This is a genomic window from Pseudomonas sp. GM24 (genome assembly GCF_000282235.1).
Lineage (GTDB): Bacteria > Pseudomonadota > Gammaproteobacteria > Pseudomonadales > Pseudomonadaceae > Aquipseudomonas.
In genome coordinates this window covers 14,000-32,436 of the sequence record NZ_AKJR01000043.1, presented here as the reverse complement: position 1 = coordinate 32,436, position 18,437 = coordinate 14,000, and the positions used below count along the sequence as shown (strand labels likewise).

General features: G+C 54.5%; 21 protein-coding genes. 12 read left to right on the top strand and 9 right to left on the bottom strand.

The genetic code is table 11. The annotated features are described in order from the left end of the window. The first annotated feature begins 1 nt into the window (after window position 1). The 6 genes from PMI23_RS07105 to PMI23_RS07080 all read left to right on the top strand — a co-directional run bounded on the left by PMI23_RS07105 (window position 2) and on the right by PMI23_RS07080 (window position 7,510). A complete protein-coding gene (locus PMI23_RS07105; RefSeq protein ID WP_007914460.1) occupies window positions 2-1,426 on the top strand; it encodes a phenylacetate--CoA ligase family protein in 1,425 nt (474 codons plus the stop codon). Then, window positions 1,413-2,897 carry an ABC-F family ATP-binding cassette domain-containing protein gene (locus PMI23_RS07100; RefSeq protein ID WP_007914462.1) on the top strand — a complete coding sequence of 495 codons (1,485 nt, stop codon included), beginning with the start codon at window positions 1,413-1,415 and terminating at the stop codon, window positions 2,895-2,897. The genes PMI23_RS07105 and PMI23_RS07100 overlap by 14 nt, the downstream gene beginning before the upstream one ends. Then, window positions 2,878-3,834, top strand: a complete 957-nt coding sequence (locus PMI23_RS07095; protein WP_007914464.1) for a fatty acid desaturase family protein — start codon at window positions 2,878-2,880, stop codon at window positions 3,832-3,834. The genes PMI23_RS07100 and PMI23_RS07095 overlap by 20 nt, the downstream gene beginning before the upstream one ends. Continuing rightward, complete coding sequence (locus tag PMI23_RS07090) at window positions 3,831-4,658, top strand: dimethylarginine dimethylaminohydrolase family protein (protein WP_007914466.1); 828 nt, start codon at window positions 3,831-3,833, stop codon at window positions 4,656-4,658. Before PMI23_RS07095 ends, PMI23_RS07090 begins: the two co-directional genes overlap by 4 nt. After that, entirely contained in the window at window positions 4,658-5,998 is a 1,341-nt protein-coding gene (locus PMI23_RS07085; RefSeq protein WP_007914468.1) for an MATE family efflux transporter, read from the top strand. Before PMI23_RS07090 ends, PMI23_RS07085 begins: the two co-directional genes overlap by 1 nt. 171 nt (window positions 5,999-6,169) lie before the next feature. Beyond that, window positions 6,170-7,510, top strand: coding sequence for a DEAD/DEAH box helicase (locus PMI23_RS07080; RefSeq protein ID WP_007914470.1), 1,341 nt, complete (start codon window positions 6,170-6,172; stop codon window positions 7,508-7,510). 54 nt (window positions 7,511-7,564) lie between these two features. Here PMI23_RS07080 and PMI23_RS07075 read toward each other — a convergent pair whose 3' ends face one another. From PMI23_RS07075 to PMI23_RS07060, 4 genes are all read right to left on the bottom strand, one after another. Continuing rightward, window positions 7,565-8,164 carry a hypothetical protein gene (locus PMI23_RS07075; protein WP_007914471.1) on the bottom strand — a complete coding sequence of 200 codons (600 nt, stop codon included), beginning with the start codon at window positions 8,162-8,164 and terminating at the stop codon, window positions 7,565-7,567. A gap of 12 nt (window positions 8,165-8,176) precedes the next feature. Further along, window positions 8,177-8,761, bottom strand: a complete 585-nt coding sequence (locus PMI23_RS07070) for a papain-like cysteine protease family protein (protein WP_007914472.1) — start codon at window positions 8,759-8,761, stop codon at window positions 8,177-8,179. 263 nt (window positions 8,762-9,024) lie between these two features. Further along, window positions 9,025-9,300, bottom strand: coding sequence for a hypothetical protein (locus PMI23_RS07065; RefSeq protein ID WP_007914473.1), 276 nt, complete (start codon window positions 9,298-9,300; stop codon window positions 9,025-9,027). Between the two features lie 71 nt (window positions 9,301-9,371). Continuing rightward, a complete protein-coding gene (locus PMI23_RS07060) occupies window positions 9,372-10,109 on the bottom strand; it encodes a DUF899 domain-containing protein (protein ID WP_007914474.1) in 738 nt (245 codons plus the stop codon). Window positions 10,110-10,284: 175 nt separating this feature from the next. Between PMI23_RS07060 and PMI23_RS07055 the strand changes: the two genes are divergently transcribed. Then, window positions 10,285-10,677: a hypothetical protein gene (locus tag PMI23_RS07055; RefSeq protein ID WP_007914475.1), complete on the top strand. Its 393-nt coding sequence runs from the start codon at window positions 10,285-10,287 to the stop codon at window positions 10,675-10,677. Between the two features lie 87 nt (window positions 10,678-10,764). Here PMI23_RS07055 and PMI23_RS07050 read toward each other — a convergent pair whose 3' ends face one another. From PMI23_RS07050 to PMI23_RS07040, 3 genes are all read right to left on the bottom strand, one after another. Then, a complete protein-coding gene (locus PMI23_RS07050; RefSeq protein ID WP_007914478.1) occupies window positions 10,765-11,634 on the bottom strand; it encodes a DUF6279 family lipoprotein in 870 nt (289 codons plus the stop codon). A 78-nt stretch (window positions 11,635-11,712) separates the two neighbouring features. Further along, window positions 11,713-12,429 (bottom strand): TorF family putative porin, encoded by a 717-nt coding sequence (locus PMI23_RS07045; protein ID WP_007914480.1) that lies wholly within the window; start codon window positions 12,427-12,429, stop codon window positions 11,713-11,715. 206 nt (window positions 12,430-12,635) lie between these two features. Beyond that, on the bottom strand, window positions 12,636-12,824 hold the full coding sequence (locus tag PMI23_RS07040) for a hypothetical protein (protein WP_016985943.1): 189 nt from the start codon (window positions 12,822-12,824) through the stop codon (window positions 12,636-12,638). Between the two features lie 341 nt (window positions 12,825-13,165). Here PMI23_RS07040 and PMI23_RS07035 point away from each other — a divergent pair, with 341 nt between their 5' ends. The 3 genes from PMI23_RS07035 (at window position 13,166) to PMI23_RS07025 (ending at window position 15,648) form a co-directional block, all read left to right on the top strand. Further along, window positions 13,166-14,002 (top strand): CvfB family protein, encoded by an 837-nt coding sequence (locus tag PMI23_RS07035; protein ID WP_007914483.1) that lies wholly within the window; start codon window positions 13,166-13,168, stop codon window positions 14,000-14,002. Between the two features lie 46 nt (window positions 14,003-14,048). Further along, window positions 14,049-14,450: a DUF2177 family protein gene (locus tag PMI23_RS07030; RefSeq protein WP_007914485.1), complete on the top strand. Its 402-nt coding sequence runs from the start codon at window positions 14,049-14,051 to the stop codon at window positions 14,448-14,450. A 265-nt stretch (window positions 14,451-14,715) separates the two neighbouring features. Then, window positions 14,716-15,648, top strand: a complete 933-nt coding sequence (locus PMI23_RS07025; RefSeq protein ID WP_007914487.1) for a DMT family transporter — start codon at window positions 14,716-14,718, stop codon at window positions 15,646-15,648. Here PMI23_RS07025 and PMI23_RS07020 read toward each other — a convergent pair. Then, window positions 15,593-16,774: an MFS transporter gene (locus PMI23_RS07020; RefSeq protein WP_007914488.1), complete on the bottom strand. Its 1,182-nt coding sequence runs from the start codon at window positions 16,772-16,774 to the stop codon at window positions 15,593-15,595. The genes PMI23_RS07025 and PMI23_RS07020 overlap by 56 nt on opposite strands. Window positions 16,775-16,878: 104 nt before the next feature. On the opposite strand from PMI23_RS07020, the gene ptrR reads away from it, so the two are divergent. Together ptrR and PMI23_RS30150 are read left to right on the top strand one after the other, a co-directional pair. Further along, window positions 16,879-17,772 carry a putrescine utilization regulator PtrR gene (gene ptrR, locus PMI23_RS07015; protein WP_007914490.1) on the top strand — a complete coding sequence of 298 codons (894 nt, stop codon included), beginning with the start codon at window positions 16,879-16,881 and terminating at the stop codon, window positions 17,770-17,772. Window positions 17,773-17,914: 142 nt separating this feature from the next. Beyond that, window positions 17,915-18,043 (top strand): PA1414 family protein, encoded by a 129-nt coding sequence (locus PMI23_RS30150; protein WP_007914492.1) that lies wholly within the window; start codon window positions 17,915-17,917, stop codon window positions 18,041-18,043. 105 nt (window positions 18,044-18,148) lie between these two features. Here PMI23_RS30150 and PMI23_RS07010 read toward each other — a convergent pair whose 3' ends face one another. After that, window positions 18,149-18,397: a hypothetical protein gene (locus tag PMI23_RS07010; RefSeq protein WP_007914494.1), complete on the bottom strand. Its 249-nt coding sequence runs from the start codon at window positions 18,395-18,397 to the stop codon at window positions 18,149-18,151. Window positions 18,398-18,437 lie beyond the last annotated feature (40 nt).

Below are 18,437 nucleotides of genomic sequence, written 5' to 3'. Positions count from 1 at the left end.
CTTGAGCATGGATGCCGGATTGATGACATACGATTGTCAGAAGTTTACGAATGCGATCGAACAGATTGAAGAACTGGCGAAGAGCGTTTCGAAACCGGATACCGATTCCCGGGTCATACAACTTGATGCGTTGCGTTTTTGGTCAGCCAACGCGCAGGCGATGGAGAAGTTCCAGCATTTTTCTAAAGAAGATATCAATCAGTTCAAACTTGAACGATTGAAGCGCCTGGTTGATTTCGCTTATGAAAAAGTACCGTTCTATCGGCAGCTCTACACGAGCGTAGGGTATGAACCCGGGGCGATTGCTAGCCTTGAGGATTTTTCCAAGTTGCCGATCGTGACAAAAAGGCAGTTGCGGGAATTTGAGATGGTCGAACGAGTCTCCTCGCCACGTAAAATAATCAGTACACCCTCCACAAGGACTTCCGGCTCCAGCGGCACACCGTTTATCAGCTTTCACGATCAACCGGATATCTTGCGGGACTACTCAGAGGTGTTGCGGTTTTATAACAGCTGTCTGAAACGTCCGCTGGAGTCAGGTGACTGGATCTATTTGATCCACCACGCCGGGTTGTGGGTTTCTTCCTTTGACGGAACGTATCGAACATTTCAATTGCCCGATCTCTTCCCGGCCACACCGCTGGGTCAACACCTCGAGTTTCTCCGGCCACGCGTAATATCGACGTTACCGAGTTACCTGCCACTCATCAAAGAAATGGGCCTGCGGCTGAGCGACTATGGTGTAGAGGCAATAGTGACAAATTCTGAATACAGCCCGCAATCCGAGCGTGATTTTTACGCTAGGGAGTTGGGTGTTGCCGTGTTTGATGAGTACAGTTCCGAGGAGTTTGGTTTAATCGCCACTCAATGCAGTCACGGTATGTATCACGTGGTTGAGGACGGTGTGCATGTCGAAATTATTGATAAAGATGCCAGCGAGTTGGGGACGGTCATCTGTACAGATCTGAACAACTGGTTCATGCCCTTGATTCGATTTGAACACGGTGATCTCGCTCGCGAAGTTTCTGCTCATGAAGCTTGCAGTTGTGGGCGTCATGGGGCGCGGATTTCTGAAGTCAACGGCAGAAGTGATGACGCGTTTCTGACTGCGGATAATCGCGTAGTGCCCAGTGCATCGATTCTCGCAGCTGTCGATGATGTCCTGGTGGAACACGATCTTAATCTGAATGAGTTTCGCGTTATTCAAACCAGCGCTACCGACGTTTTATTGCAGACGATTTACAGCGGCCCGACATACTGCGAAATGCCGAAGTTGCTTGGTCATTTCAACGAAAGACTGATCGCTCTGTTTGGTTACTCTGTAAATCTGCATCATCAGGAAGTCGCAGCATTGGCCGATGTGAAATCATATAAAAGAAAGTGCCTGGTAAGAGACTGGAGTAAATCTAATCATGTCCCTGGTTAAACTAGAAGATTTATCTTTGGGTTACGGCGCAGAACCGGTATTTGAAGGCGTGGCGCTGTCTCTTGCCGAGGGTGACCGATTAGGCCTGGTGGGTAGCAACGGTTCCGGCAAGTCGTCCCTGCTCAAATGTATCTCCGGTAGTTCAGATGATTACAGCGGATCACTGACCAGACAAAAAGGTCTGAAATCCTTCTATGTCCATCAAGGTTTGATTGAGCTCGCTCAAGGTAATGTGACATGCGACGTTTTTCTGCGTGGTTATCTCACGGATGCCGTGGATGACTGGAAAATTGACTACACTTTTGAGTCATTGAAATTTCCGAAGAAGTATCGGGAGTTGCAAATCCGTGAGTTAAGCGGTGGCTGGAACAAAATGTTGATGTTTGCAGCTGCTCTGATATCCGAGCCTGATCTGTTGATCCTTGATGAACCGACCAATCACTTGGATATGTACAGGACAGATATTCTCGTTGATGTTTTGCAAACCGTTGGCTGGGTCAATACGTTGTTGGTTGCCAGCCATGATCGTTTTTTTCTCGACGCTGTGACTCAGCAAACACTTTTCCTTGATCGGATAGGGGTATACAGATTTCCCTACTCGTATTCTCGTGCAAAAGGCTTTATGTATGAGAAGGAACGCGAACTCGAGAACTCCCTGCAGGACCGAAAGTCAGAAATTGAAAGATTGACTCAAAGTGCGAAATTACAACGTCAGTTGGGTGTCAATAATTTTTCTGACAAGGCCTCTCAGAAAGCCAAGCAGATCGAAAAAAAGATAAGAGTGCTAAAGACGACGTTACCCGATCGGCAGACCGTTGATACTGTGCAAATCAAATTGGAAACCGAGTCGATCGAGGCGAAGTATCTGATCAAACTCTATGATTTCAAGGTGAATAATCCTTCGGGAGAGTTGTTGTTCACGGTTCCAGAGTTGGAAATAAAACGAGGTGACAGGATTGTTATCACCGGCGCCAATGGGTCTGGCAAGTCATCTTTTCTTCGTGTTATCGCGGGATTGTCGAGCGACGCGCTGGAACTGACTCCTAGCGCTCGAGTCGGGTACTTCGAGCAGAGCCCGTCCAGGCTATCAGTTGATAAGTCCATACTCGATTTTGTTTTAGAAAACGCTGAGCCCGATTCAACTAGGGCTGTTGCACTGCTGGCTTCGGCGGGCTTCACCTATCTTGATACAAAAAAAAGCATGCTGCGAACCAGCTTCGGCGAGAGGGCGCGACTGTCTCTGTTGGCGCTACGGCAGACCAAACCAAATTTTTTGCTGTTGGACGAACCCACGAACCACCTTGATATCAAGTCCCAGGAAATGTTGGAGGATGAAATCAGGCGCATGAACTCTGCGGCATTAATTGTTTCTCACGATCGACGTTTTGTTGAGAATGTCGGGAACAGATTTTTTTCAATCAAAGGTGGTGTTCTGGTGGAGGGGGCCTTTCATGGAGAGGAATCTTTTTGAGGATAAGATCAGACTGGATTTAAAGAAGTTAAGATCAGATTTGGACGCGTTGAAGTTGCGCGAGGATATCTCTGCTCTCATGCGTCAGTCGACTCTGAAAAGCATCTGCTATATCGCTTTGGAATATTTCATCATTGCGTTTTCGGTTTGCCTGGTGTTGAATTTCAGTTATTGGTTTATTCCGTTAAGCGTCATTCTTATGGGCGCGCGGCAGCGTGCACTCGTCGTATTGGTGCACGAAGGTTCACACCGTAATCTTTCCGCTAGTGCTTTACTGAATGACGTCATGACCAAGTTGTTTTGTGCATTGCCGATGATCATATCGCTTGATTCATATAGAAGTATTCACGGGCAGCACCATCGATATCTCGGTGATCCGGAAAAAGACAGTGACTATCTGCATGATCCCCAGTTGGTTGAAAAGGGCTGGATAAAGCTTTACTGCTCGGAGCTATTAAGCCTGGAGTCGTGGTTGGGTAATGCTTTTGGTTTGCCGGTGCAACTGAAGTTGGCATTGAATTGTTTGCTATGGTGGAGTGCAGTTCTTGGATTGATATTTTATTTTTCTGGTCTGGAGGCCGTTGCTGTTTTCGTCGGGCTCTGGATTATTTCCAGAGCAACCGTTTATCACGCGATCATCAGCTTTGTGATCATATCGGATCATGTTGGTCTTGTTCCCGGTGGAATCATGAGCTTCGCCAGAAACCATCCTTCCACGGGGTTCCTGAGGAAAATGGTTCATCCGCATTTCAATGGTTTGCATTTGACTCACCATTTATTGCCGACGGTGCCGTATCACAATCTCAAGAAAGTTCATGAGGTACTATTGGTGGTGCCGGATTATAACAAGGCAGAACACTGCTATACTTATTTTACCGGGACGCATAGCGTAATTGAGTCTTGGTGCAGGAAGATATCCAAGGGAGCGGAATCTTGATTACACCATGTATAGATAACGAATACGAAAAACTCGAAGCGGTTTTGTTGTCTCAGCCTTTGCTCAGTCACGCCTGTCCTGAGTTTCCGACCGAGAAGTCCTTGGGCCAGTACGCCAGGTTAGTCAGTGAGTTGGAAAAGCGGGATATTCACTGCCTATATGTAAAGTCTGAGCTTGATTTGCCCTATCAATGTTATACCCGAGATAGCAGCATTTTTACGCCGTTCGGCGTCTATGTAAATAACATGGGTTTTTGTGAGCGAGAGAAAGAGACGCAGTTGATCAAAGAGTTTGCATCTGATCATGGATGGCCTCTAGCACATGAGGCTCAACAAGGGACGTTGGAGGGCGGAGACGTCATCGTTGTACGAAACGGTCTGGTTGTCATCGGGACGAACCAATTGAGGACATCCCATTCAGGTGCGACTGAAATTCAGGATTTATTCATAGACAACGGCTGGAAGGCATTAATAGTCAATTACGACGTCACACTGAGGCATCTCGACGTCGCCTTGGGCGTTATTGATAAGCATACGATTGTCTATGCTGCTGGAAAGATTGACGAAGAGGAAATAGACCGATTAAGGACGGAAGGGATTGACTGCATTCCAGTGGACGTAACCGAAACGCCGTTTGCCTGTAATTTTGTCAATCTCGGCGACGGTGTGCTATTGACAACTGTACTTTGCCCCGCAACCAGGGCAGTGTTCCAGAAGCTCGGCTGTACGTTGGTCGAAGTAGATCTGTCTGAATTTATAATGGACGATGGTGGCCCTCATTGTTTAATACAGTGCATTGCCAGAAAGACGCTAAAGGACTATTGATGATTCGCTTGAGTAATATATTAGGTGTTTACCGACTGGCGCTGCCTCTGGCTGTTTCGAATTTGATCGTATTTGCCTCGGGAGCGATCGATTATTTTTTTATTGGGCGACTGGGGGAGCAAGAACTTGCGGCCGCTTCCCTGGCGTTTAACCTGTATTTTTTTATAAAAATTCTCGGGGATGGAATTATTCTTGCGATCATCCCGATGCTAGGGAAGTTGGTTGAGGCCGGCGCGTATAAAGAGGCCACGCAGGTTGTCCTGAACAGTGTAATCGCGTTGGCGGTTGTGTCATTGCTGGCGAGTACCTTTTTGATAGGTGGCGAATGGTTGCTCAATGTTCTCGAGCAGCCGCGTGAACTGACCAGTCTTATGTTTCCGCTTTTTCTCTCTCTCACGATCAGTTTGCTGCCGTCTTTTGTATTTACCATTCTGGTTACTTATCTTTCTGTGCTGCATGCACCATGGGAGGTTTTCAAGCAATCGCTGCTGTATTTGTTGGCGAAGTTGCTTGTTGGCTACTGTCTGTTCACGGTGTTCGACGTGGGGCTTCCGAGTGTCGGGATTTCGACATTGCTCTGCAGCTTCATGGCGATTTTGGTGGCGGGTGATCATCTGTATCGAAAGCGGCGAATCGTGTTCTCTGCGAATAGATTCAAATTCAGTCGGCACTTGGTATCGCAGGTTCTTGCTATTGGCACACCGATCGGGCTGCTCGAACTCTCGACTATTGCCTCGACCATGGTTGCTGCGTTTTTCATGTCACCCTTCGGCGAGTCGGCGATTGCGGCCAATGCCTTGGCTGTGCTCTCTATAGAAATCGTCATTGTTTTGATGTTCGGCTTCAGTGACGCTTCTGCGATATTGGTTTCAAAGTCTATTTCGTTGTCGGAATCACGGCGCAACATCATTTCTGTCCTGTTTGCTGGTTTGTTGTTTTCGATCGTATTGCTGTTGGTTATGTTTGCTTTCAAAGGGGATATTCCCATTTTGTTTTTACCCGATTCCTCTGGGTCAGCTGATACCTTGCAGCTCACCGAAGACTTCATCGAGATTGCATTGTTCTTGTTTGTCTTTGATTCGGTAGCCATTATTTTGCGCGGAGTTATGCAGGGCTATGGTGAAACCGGAAAACAGCTTTTTATCAGCCTCTTGGGTAACTGGCCGATAGGTCTCGGTTTGGGACTTGCGCTGGCTTATGCGGGAGGTTTTGACGCCAAAGGGATATGGTATGGCATGGCAGCCGGCCATTTATTCACGTTTGCAGGCATGGTTTTGCTGGTGATTTTTCGTGATAAGGAACAGCGACTTGACTCAAAAGCTCGCTCTCTGACTTCCTGAGGTGTGCTGACAGATAGAAGATGTGTCGATGGCTCGGAAGGCGTTTTCAGGACGCAGTTGAGTCCACCCGATGGCGTTATTTTTTGCCGTTTGTATAAAGAAACTCGGCCTGAGCGCTCGAAACCGGTAACCTATGCAGCTGTTTTTTTGCATATCTTCGAGGTAGCACCCGTGTTTTCCCAATTCGCCCTGCACGAACGCCTGCTTAAAGCTGTGGCCGAGCTGAAATTTGTCGAGCCAACGCCTGTGCAAGCCGCGGCCATTCCGCTGGCGCTCCAAGGGCGTGATCTGCGGGTGACGGCGCAAACCGGTAGCGGCAAAACCGCCGCTTTCGTTCTGCCAATCCTCAATCGCCTGATCGGCCCGGCCAAGGTTCGCGTCAGCATCAAGACGCTGATCCTGCTGCCGACCCGCGAGCTGGCCCAGCAGACGTTGAAGGAAGTTGAGCGCTTTTCGCAGTTCACTTTCATCAAGTCCGGCCTGATCACCGGCGGTGAAGACTTCAAGGTCCAGGCTGCGATGCTGCGCAAAGTGCCGGACATCCTCATCGGTACCCCGGGCCGGATGATCGAGCAACTCAACGCCGGCAACCTCGACCTCAAAGAAGTCGAAGTGCTGGTGCTCGACGAAGCCGACCGCATGCTCGACATGGGCTTCGCCGAAGACGTCCAGCGTCTGGTTGACGAATGCCCGAACCGTCAGCAGACCATGCTGTTCTCGGCCACCACCGGTGGTTCTGGACTGCGCGACATGATCGGCAAGGTGCTGAACAACCCTGAGCACTTGCAGCTCAACGCGGTCAGCCAACTGAACTCGACCACCCGCCAGCAAATCATCACCGCCGACCACAATCAGCACAAAGAGCAGATTGTGAACTGGTTGCTGGCCAACGAGACCTACCAGAAGGCCATCGTCTTCACCAACACCCGCGCCATGGCCGACCGTATCTACGGCCGCCTTGTGGCTCAGGAATACAAAGCGTTCGTGCTGCACGGTGAGAAAGACCAGAAGGATCGCAAACTGGCGATCGACCGTCTGAAGCAGGGTGGCGTGAAGATTCTGGTAGCGACCGACGTCGCGGCCCGTGGTCTGGACGTGGATGGTCTGGATCTGGTGATCAACTTTGACATGCCCCGCAGCGGCGACGAATACGTGCACCGCATCGGTCGTACCGGCCGTGCCGGTAACGACGGTCTGGCGATCTCGCTGATTTGCCACGGCGACTGGAACCTGATGTCGAGCATCGAGCGCTACCTGAAGCAGAGCTTCGAGCGCCGTACCATCAAGGAAGTCAAAGGCACCTACGGCGGACCGAAAAAGGTCAAGGCTTCGGGCAAAGCCGTTGGCGTGAAGAAGAAAAAGACTGACGCCAAGGGCGACAAGAAAAAAACCGCTGCCAAGACGCCGACCAAGCGCAAGAGCGCCAACCGTCCGAAGCCGGACTCGTTGGTGAGCAGCGATGGCATGGCGCCGCTGAAGCGCCGCAAGCCGGCAGAACCTGCGGCTGAGTAAGGCGTTTCAGGCGCACAAAAAAACCCGGACACTGTCCGGGTTTTTTTTCGTCCATCAGTTGCCGAGCTGGCCACTGGTGTCGGCGTCAAAGCGCCGTTTAGCCTGATCGGCCGCTGGTTTCAATGCGGCAAGCAGTGCTGCTTCGCTGTACAACCCGGTACCCGCCAATTCCTTGGGCGTCGGCTCGATCGGGATCAGCACATCTTCCCCATCGGCATGCAGCCAGATCGCCACAACGTGCAGTGCCGAGACAAACAGCACGCGCAGCTCAACGGTTTTGCCCTGTAATTGCGGCGCTTGTTCCGCCAGTTTCAGCGCACCCACCGTAGCTGCGGCGTGATCGCCGTGATTCAGCGAGGCGAATTCAACATGCCCGCGCACCTCGGCCAATTGCGCATCGGCAATCGTTACGCCGTCGGCAAACACCAGGTAATGCCAGTCGCCGAGGCGGGCATCTTTCAGGCCTTTGCCTTGGCTCAGGTCATCCAGACTCAGCGAGTAGCCACGATAGGCCTCGCTCAGGCTGATCTTCGCAGGTGCTGCATTGGCGAACTGGCGATTGGCGCCAAAGCCATGGGTTTGCAAAGCGGCTTGCAGCGCCGGACGCAAGGTCTGTACGCCGTTGGAAGGCGCCTTTGGATAAGTCAGTTGCATGATGTCGCCCTCCTAGTTTTTCACGGTGAAGTAAGTGTGGGTCCAGTTGCCGCCGCCGTTATAGGCACGGGGGAACGCGTTCAGCGCGCGGGTCGAATAGCCGTAGATCGAGTCTGCAACCAATACGTAATCGCCATTGGTGCCGTAGATCGTCAGAAAGTGCGCACCGCCGCCGTACCAGGCGCAGCGCAAGCCGACCGGGCGGCCCATGCTGATCTGGTTCTGAATGGCCGACATCTGTAGCGAGCCCTGATTCATGCCGTTGTAACTGCGGGTGGTTTGCAGAGCGGAATCCAGATAGCCGTAGACGTTGCACGGTCCCGGCTGATTGCAGCAGTTGCGGTCGAGCTGGGTGCTGGCCACGCCGCACTGCGTCCAGTTTCCGGTGCCGTAATAGTTGCCAACCGAGGCGGACACGGCGGCCCAGCACCAGTTGGTCTGGGTCTGTTTCTGCATGTTGAAGTTGAGGCTGCCAGCGGCGAGGGCGCTGATCTGTTCAGCGGCCTCGACTTCGACCAGTTGCGGGTCGAGCAGATGGCTGGCCAGGCACCTTGGCAGTGATTCGCCGGTGAATCGTGTTGCTTCTGTGGTTAACATTTTTTCAATCCTCCATGAATGAAAACAAGCATCTTGCTTGTGAGGGTGTTGCGGTATTGCTGAGCGATCGGTGCTTAACGGTTGCCATCTTCTGTGGCCGGTTCCGATCTCCTTGCTCGAGGTAACCCTAGTCAGGGATATGCATTAATGCAAATAAATAAATGCATTAATGCATTTTCAGGAGCAAAAGATCGCAGCCTGCGGCAGCTCCTACAGGGATCGATGCAGGAGTTGCCGCAGGCTGCGATGTTTTGACCTGGCTTTTAGCTTTCGGCTTTTTTCTCAGCCGTACTCAATTCTTTCAACCGCTGATCAATCAATTGGCACTTGTCCGGCAGGTCCTTGCTGGCCGTACCAAGATCCATTTTCTGCAACTCGGCATTGATCTCTTTGGCCTTGGCCGGATTCTGTTCGGTGAGCTTGGCGACTTCCTTGGCCAGTTGTTCACGTTTGGCGGTGGCCTCCTCCGGCGTACAGGCCCAGACGGGCAGGGCGCAAGCGAGGGTGGCGGCGAGGGTGAGCTTGATCAGGGTTTTCATCGGGGCAGGCCTCAGTTCCGGTTAAGGCGGGTTAACCGGTTGAGGCCTTGAGCGCGGGAAAAGTTCAGTGCTTATTGCTCTTCGTGGCAGCAACTCGATTTAGCACCTTGCTCATAACGATCATGATGCCGAACCCATTCCATGATCTCGTCTTCATTCCTGCCTTTGGGCGTGAGATCGAGGTAGTTGTAGGCACCGACCAGCATGTCGAGACCGCGAGCATAGGTTGAGTAGGTGTGGAAAATGTCGCCATTCGCATTGCGATAAAACACGCTCAGCCCGGGCATTTCTTCCTCGGCGCTGTCAGTTTTTTCGTAGTTGTACGTAGCCTTTCCCGCCGCGACATCTTCTGCCCGGGCGCAAACACCGAAGTCGTAGTTGAAGTCACAACCCTCTGACGACACCCAATCAAACTTCCAGCCCATGCGCCGTTTAAAGTCCTGGAACTCATTGAATGGGGCGTGAGAAACAGCCACAACAGCGATGTCGTGATGGGCCAGATGCTGATTGGCGCCATCGATATGGTCGCTGAGGAACGAGCACCCCTGGCACCCTTCCTCCCAATCCTTGGCAAACATGAAGTGGTAAACCACCAGTTGGCTGTGTTTGCCAAACAAGTCAGTGAGTTTCAATTCACCGTTCGAACCCTGGAAGTGGTAGTCCTTGTCGACCTTCACCCATGGCAAAGCGCGACGTTCCGCGCTCAGCCGGTCGCGTTCCTTGGTGAAGGCTTTCTCGTGAATCAGATGTTGCTTACGGGCGGCGAGCCATTCTTCGCGCGATACCACCGGATGGTTCTCAATGTTCATGATGATTTCTCCTGCGTGGTTGAAACCGTCTGTTTCAGACTAGTCGTTTAACCCTGCTGAAAATCGACAGACCGCCGGTCGGTCGGCTCGGGAAATGCGGCTGAACGGCTGACAGCTACTCCGGTCACAACCTATGAACGCGCCATAAATCACGCGCACCGGAGGTTGTATCAGGATGACGACTTATAACTGGGATTTGATTGAACGCTTGCTGCACGAAGTGCAGAACAGCGCCGGCCACAGTTTTGCCCCACGGGCCTACGCCGAAGACTATGCCGCGGCGAAAGCCAGCGCTGGCGAGCCGATCGAGAATCTGGATCATCTGAAAACGCTGGCTTGCGACTATGAAAGGTTGCTGCTGTTGCGCGGCTACATCGCACCGCGTCCGGATGAGGAGGGCAGCACGGGTAACAATTTTGTCCTGACGCCGCGCGGTTCCAGCTTGCTGAGCCTGATCGACAGCAGCATTCCCGGCAACGATCACCCGCGTCAGGTACTGGATGAGCAGGAGGATGCGCTGGCTGAGGCGACGTTTGATGAAGTGGCGTCAAAAGCCCAGATCGCCTGATTTTCCACAGGGCAAAAGATCGCAGCCTTCGGCAGCTCCTACAGAGATCGGTGTAGGAGCTGACGAAGGCTGCGATGTTTTGATCTTCTAATTCTGCTTCGCGGCCTTGAGGCATTTGAGGTCGTTGAAGTCTTTGCGCACCCCTTCGATCTTCTTCAACAACCGCTGCCGCTGTTGCGGCGTGCTTTCGGCCATCAGATCCACTGCTAGCGAGCGTCCCTGCGCCTCAGTATCGGCAAAGGCCTTGCGGTAATCCGCTGTCCATAAGGTCTCGCGATTGACCAGAAGCGTCTCGATTCTCTGTGGGAATTCGGGACTTTTGCGTTGTGCGACTGCGGCACTGAACTGCTTCTGCCAATGGGCGCGATTGGCGATCCATTGCGTGTACTGATCGCCCAGCGCGGTCGACCACGCCATGACCCGCTGCTCCTGCGTGGCGCTCAGTGGCCCCAGCCAATCGTTCAGACGTTTAACCATGCGCGCGCCACGTTCGGCAATTTGCTGCTTAAGCGGTGGTTTCAGGTATTCCTGCTGACGCTTGCGCAAATCCTTGGCAAACGCGTCATTCATTTCCGCCACCTGTTTGTCGTCCAGACCTTGCAACAGCTCGACGGCGGACGGGGTGATTTCCCGCGCTGTTTCGGCGATGGCCTGCTTGGCCTCCACCGTGCGGGCCTGCAGCGCGGCATCGGTGACCTGATTGGTTTCGACCATTGTCTGCAGGCGATCAAGCCAGTCCAGGTAGCCCGGCAATTGCGTGGTGCAATGCCAGCTCAGGTGGTCCTTGAGGCGTTCGTTGAACCAGTCTTTCTGCTCGCCGTTCATGTCCAGGTAATCGCCGAGCGTCCATGGAATGATCACATCGAGATTGCGATAGGCCAGGCCGACGCGACTGCAGGCGCCGAGGGCGAGGGTGAAGATCAGTAGCGCGGCGATGTGTTTGAACCAGCGAGACATGGGCGAATCCTTGCGTGAGCCTGGCTTCGAGGGACTGATTCCTATGTGAACGCAGAATGAACCCGGCAGTTCAGCCGATCAATAGAACGCGCGTTCAGCCTTGAGGGTGACGAGGCCGTCGCACTGACTGTTGTGCCCGGAGTAGGCCGAGCAATCGCTGCCGCTGAGGCTGGAGTTGCTGTAGATCAGGTCGAGATCGACGCCCATGAATGGCCGGGACAATTTCACTGACCAATCGGTAAAGCTGCCGACATAACCACCGTCCACAGCTACCGGCGTGTTCAGTTGGTGGGTGGTGTATTTCATGCTGACGCCGATGCCGAACGGTTGATTGCCGCCAAGATCGGCAAACAAGGTGTTGTTCTGTTTATCCGGGTCGTTGCTGAAGGCCACGCCGAAGCGGCTGCCGAGCAAGGTCAAACCACCGAACAGCTCCTGGCTGTCGAGCGTTTCTACCTTGGGATAGCTGTAGTGGATCATCCCGACTTCGTAACCAAGGGTTTGATCGAAAGGCTGTTTAAAGCCGACGTAGGAGTCGATCTCGAGGTTCTTGCCCGGCGTGATGCCCATGCTCGGCGCGTACTGGCCAACGTAGAGGCCACTGTCGTGGCTCAGGTCGAGGCCGCCGTGGAAGGAACCGATTGCCGCGGGTTTGACCAGACCCTGGGCCATGCTGCGCGTGGGGGTGGTGCCAAGTTTGAGATCGAAGTCGCCCAGTTCACGCTGGAAAATCTGCGCGTGCGCGGTCGCACTGGCCAATAGGCCTACGAGTAATAAACAGGATGGTTTGCGCATGCGTCACTCCATGAACAGCGAGGGCAGGTCGGCGGGCCTGCTGAAACGCTTGATCTAGACGCGTGCAAGGATACCGGCGAATGCTCGGCGTTGAAGGCCGTTCGTCGATTTAAAAGGATTTTTGTTTAATGCGGAGGGTATGTTGCGCGGTGCCAGTCCAGGCGCTTCGAAGCTCAAAGCGCCTCTGGACGGGTGTAAACCGGGTATTACTTCTTGCCCAGGCTGATCTGCTTGGACGGGCCGAATGTCTGGCCACTGACGCCTTTGGCAATTTGCTGAATCTCGCCGCCGGACTTGAGGAACGCTGCGATCTGATCGTTGATCGATTCGCTGGTTTCAACGGCTGGAGCTGGCTTTGCTTTGCTGGTGGATGCTTTTACACGCATGGCGGCCATTAACCTGTAGAAAAGTAACTCGGCCAGGCATCGTACAGGAATAACTTGACAATTGCTTGGTAAATATCCCCGGGAATAACCAACCTCATTGCTGCATTATTCTCGATTAAATGTTCGAAATATTCGGCTAACCTGCTGTTTTAAATAAGAACATTCAGGTGTTGCGGCATTCAGGTTTTCACCCGCGAGCGCTTGTGCCTGCCTGACGAGCGGCACTCAAGCACTGGCGCGAGCAAGGAAAATCAAGGCGTTGAGCGGGTTTCAACAGCGTGCGGATCTGCCGCCCGACGGGCACGCCAAAAACGGGTAGAATGCCGCCCACGCAATGAGGGTTTCGGAAAATGGCTTTAGTCGGGCGTTACAACAGTTTGCAAGTGGTGAAACACACTAACTTCGGTTTATATCTGGACGGCGGTGCTGACGGCGAGATTCTTTTGCCTAATCGTTATATTCCGAAAGATATTCCTACCGAAGATGAAGATTGGCTCAACGTATTTGTTTATCTGGACAGCGAAGACAAACTTCTCGCCACCACGGAAAAACCAAAAGTTCAGGTCGGCGAATTTGCCAGTCTGAAAGTCGTTGAAGTCAACAGCATCGGTGTGTTCCTCGATTGGGGGCTGCCGAAGGATCTGTTGCTGCCGTATTCCGAAGAAAAGCGCCAGATGACCGCCGGCGAATACTGCGTGGTGCATGTCTACCTCGATAAGCACACCCGCCGCATCACCGCGACCGCGCGTCTGGATCGCTACCTCGACAAGACCCCGGCCAACTACAGCCAGGGCCAGGAAGTTGATCTGCTGGTTGCCGAAGCCACCGACATGGGCTTCAAGGCGATCATCAACAACAAGCACTGGGGTTTGATTCACAAGAACGAAATCTTCAAGTTCATGCGCGCCGGCATGATCGAGAAGGGCTATATCAAGGAAATCCGTGCCGACGGCAAGATCGCTCTGAGCCTGCAACCGGTTGGCCAGGAAGCGGCCAGCAGCCTGAACTCGAAGATCCTCGCCAAGTTGCGCGACAACAGCGGCACATTGCCGGTCAGCGACAAGAGCGATCCGGCATTGATCAGCAGCCTGTTCGGCGTCAGCAAAGGCAACTTCAAGAAGGCCATCGGTGCGCTGTACAAGGAAGGCAAGATTGTCATTCATGCCGATCGCATTGAACTAACCTGAGCCTTGGGTGGCCCATGTTGCATGGGGCACACACGAGGTCGGGTCGATGAAAAAAGCGCTGATTGCCTACGTTGCCACGCTGGTGACGTTTCTGTTGCTCGACGGTATCTGGCTCGGCCTGTTGATGGCGCCGACCTATCGCGAACTGCTCGGTCCGCTGATGCTCGAAAAACCGCTGCTGGTTCCGGCAGCGGTTTTTTATTGCCTGTATGTTTTTGGTTGTGTGGTGTTTGTGGTGCTGCCGGCCGTGACGTGGCAATGGGCGGCGAAGCGGGGGGCGTTATTGGGGCTGGTGGCGTATGGCACTTACGACCTGACCAATTGGGCGACGTTGCGCGGGTGGTCGGTGCAGGTGTCATTGATGGATTGGGCGTGGGGGACGTTTGCCACGGCAGTGGCTTGTAGCGTTGGGTTTTTGTTGGCTAAACGACTGCATTCAGATCCATGAGCAGGGTTGATTGAACTGACGCCATCGCTGGCAAGCCAGGCTCCCACAGGGTTTTGTGTCGAACAGTGGAATAGCGGACAACCTGTCACTGTGGGAGCTGGCTTGCCAGCGAATGGCGGCGCAGCCGACAGCCATTCACCCCTGCCGCCACTGAAGAACTAAATGTCTTTTCCAGACGGCTTTTTCCCTCTGACTGATTGATAATCCCCGGCACTGTTTTGACCATTGGATGGCCTGCCATGTTGTGTGTGTTCGAGGTGTTGCGGTGAGTGTCGAGCGGCGCAATGCCGACAGTTTTGCCCTGCAAGTGATGATCGGTCTGTGCCTGATCTGGGGTGTGCAGCAGGTGATGATCAAATGGGCGGCGCCCGACATCGCGCCAGTCATGCAAGCGGCCGCGCGCTCGGGGATCTCTGCGTTGCTGGTGGGATTGCTGATCTGCTGGAAGGGCGGCTGGGATCAGGTTGGCGTGACCTGGCGTGGCGGGCTGCTGGCCGGTGCGTTGTTCGGTCTGGAGTTCTTCTTCATCGCCGAAGGGTTGCAACTGACTACTGCCGCGCACATGTCGGTGTTCCTCTATACCGCGCCGATTTTTACCGCGCTGGGCGTGCATTTCCTGTTGGCCAGTGAGCGACTGCGACCGTTGCAATGGTTGGGGATTCTGCTCGCGTTTATCGGCATTGCGATTGCTTTCGCTGGCGGTGTGTCCTGGGATGATCTTGATCGGCGCATGCTCCTGGGCGATGCCTTTGGTATCTTGGCCGGTGCCTGCTGGGGCGCAACCACGGTGGTGGTGCGCGCCTCGCGATTGTCGGAAGCGCCGGTGACGTTGACCCTGTTTTATCAGTTGATCGTCGGTTTCCTCGGCCTGCTGTTGATCGCGCTTTTCAGCGGCCAGATCACTCATGTCAGCCTCACCACTGTGGCCGTCGCCAGTGTGCTGTTTCAGGGGCTCGTCGTATCGTTCTTCAGTTACCTGATCTGGTTCTGGTTGCTGCGCCGTTATCTGGCGGCGAACCTTGCGGTATTCTCGTTCATGACGCCGCTGTTCGGCGTGACCTTTGGCGTGTTGCTGCTCGGCGAACAACTGAGCGTGAACTTCATCATCGGCGCGGTGCTGGTGTTGCTCGGTATCACCTTTGTCAGCGCCGAGCAGTGGTTGCGCCGGCGTTTGCGCAAAGCGCTCGACCAACGTTAGTCGATTGCATCGCCAGGCCGCCGGCCAGCAGCAAACCGCTGCCGGCGATCACTAATGCGGGCTGCAAACCGCCGCTGAAATGGCTGCTCAACGCGGCCAGCAGCGGGCCGCTGAGCTGGCCGACCGCAAAGCAGGCAGTGAGCATCCCGGCGTTGCGCTGGGTGGCGTGCGGCGCCAGTTCCCGCGAGCGCTGCATGACCAGTTGCATGCAAGCCAGAAACGGCATGCCACACAGGATCACACCCATTGCCAGGCCAAGTCCGCTGCCCAGCAGACAGGCAAACACCCCGGCCGCTTGCAGCCACAGCGTCGCCATCAACCAGTGACGGGTCGTTGCGCGATCGTGACGCCGCAGGCTCACCAGCAACACGCCAATCGCAGCGCCAAGACCGAAGCAGGGCCAGAACAGATCCGCCTGCCATTGCCCGTGAAACTGCGCATTGGCCATTTGCGAGAGGAAGGTCGCCGGAATGATGTAGCCGACGCCGTACAGCGCATAGATCACCGCCAGCCGGCCAATGCCCCGATTCGACGGACTGACCGGCGCAGCAACCGCCGTTGTCGTTGCGACAGGCGTTGGCAGCAGACGCCAGACACACAACATCATCACCAACGCCGCTGCGGCATAAATCAGCCACAACGTTGCGGACGTCTGATTCAGCAGATGTGAGACCAGCGCCAACACCCCCGTCAGAAAAATCCCCAGACCTGGCCCGGCAAATACCAGAGCACCCAAACCTGGGCGACCCGCTGCCGCCGCCAAGGGTTGGCTTAAAGACGTGATCATCACCAGCACCCAGGCGCTCGCCACCCCGGTGCCGAAGCGCAACAGCAAGTGCGACCAGAAGCCATTGGCCCAGAACGACGCCAGGGTCAGCAGCACGCACAACCACAAGCCGCCGTGCAGGCGCCGTTGCACCTGCTGCGGGCGATGCGCAAACATCGCGTCAACCGCGCCGAGCAGATAACCGAGGTAATTGGCCGCGGCAATCAGACCAGCGGCCGTCAGGTCGATCTGCCCTTCGCTGAGCAGGTGTGGCATTTGCGGGGTGAGGGCGAAACGCCCGATGCCCATGGCCATCATCAGGGCCACGAAGCAGGCGGATAAGCGAATCAATGGCGACATGGTCGGGATTCCGTTGAAGGATCAATGACCGTCAGGCTAGGACTGATTGACTTTCTTTAAAATTGAATAATAGTGAGTAACTTGTTCTGTTCTGGAGAAAGGTTGTGGAGTTCAGCCAACTGCGGATCTTTCAGGCCGTGGCCGAAGAGGGGTCAATCACCCGCGCCGCCGAACGCCTGCACCGCGTGCCGTCGAATCTATCGACCCGGCTCAAGCAACTGGAGGAGCAGCTCGGTGTCGAGCTATTCGTCCGTGAGCGTCAGCGTTTGCAACTGTCGCCTGCAGGAAAAGTCCTGCTGGACTACACCGCCAAACTCTTTGCCCTGCGCGATCAGGCCAGCGCGGCGGTGATGGGTGGCAAGCCGGCCGGTGATTTTGCTCTGGGCACCATGTACAGCACGGCGGCGATTCATCTGCCGGCGTTGCTGGCGCGTTATCACAAGCAATATCCAGCGGTGAATCTGCAGGTGCAGTCGGCACCGAGTGGTGAGTTGTTGGAGGGGTTGCTGACCGGACGCCTGGATGCCGCGTTGGTCGATGGACCGCTGGAGTTGGCTGGCCTCGACGGTGTGCCGTTGTGCGAGGAACGACTGGTGTTGATCACCGAAATTGATCATCCGCCGGTGCGTGGCGCCCGAGATGTCGAAGGGCGGTCGGTGTTCACCTTTCGTCGCGGGTGTTCTTATCGCATGCGTCTGGAGGCGTGGTTTTCGCACTACCAGGCGACGATGGGCCGGGCGATGGAGATCGAATCCTATCAGGGCATGCTCGCCTGTGTGATCGCCGGCAGTGGTGTGGCGCTGATGTCGGAGTCGATGCTGGCCAGCCTGCCGGGGCGCGAGAGCGTCGCCGCGCACCCGTTGGCCGAGCCATTCGTGGGTGCGACAACATGGCTCATGTGGCGCAAAGGCATGGTCGGCGCCAACCTCAATGCCTGGATCGAGGTGCAGCAGGCTGTCTATCCTGCGGCTCAGATCGAAACCCGCGAAACCGCCTGAACCAATGCCGGCGATTCCTGTTCAATTCAGTAACAGATCATTGCGGATTTGGCCGAGCATTGCGTAGGACTTCGGACTATTATCAGTGCGAAGCGGCCTCAGAATTCCGGCCGCTCAGCACCACCCTGAAGGGGGCATGACGATGAAAGAGAAAATTCAAAACTGGCTGCACGACTTGGGTGTTGCCCTCGGCTTGATCGAACCGCCTCTGCAACCTGTACCGATCCGCACCGATGACGAGCAGCGCCGCCGTCAACAACGGCGCCGGTAACGCCCCCGATCCGAGATCAAAGGATTCAAGGTCAAGAGATCGCAGCCTGCGGCAGCTCCTACATGGATTAATGCAGGAGCTGCCGCAGGCTGCGATCTTTTGCTTTTAATGACGGCCGATCTTCAGCAAAAACCGGCTCAAGTCATTCGCGGTCTTCGCGGTCTTGAGCATGCGGTCTTCCTCGGCGGTGAACGCCGTCAGTCCGAATTCATCTTCCAGATGAAAGATCAAATCTTCTATATCAGCTTTCTCCAGGCCCAATTGCACGAGGCTGGTGTTGTCGTTGAATTCATGGGTTTCCAGCAGACGCCGGATATATCGATGCACGGCGGCACGCACGGCAGCTCTTCTCATGGCAGATTTTCTGATTGTTGTTGTGCTTGAGTGAAGCAGG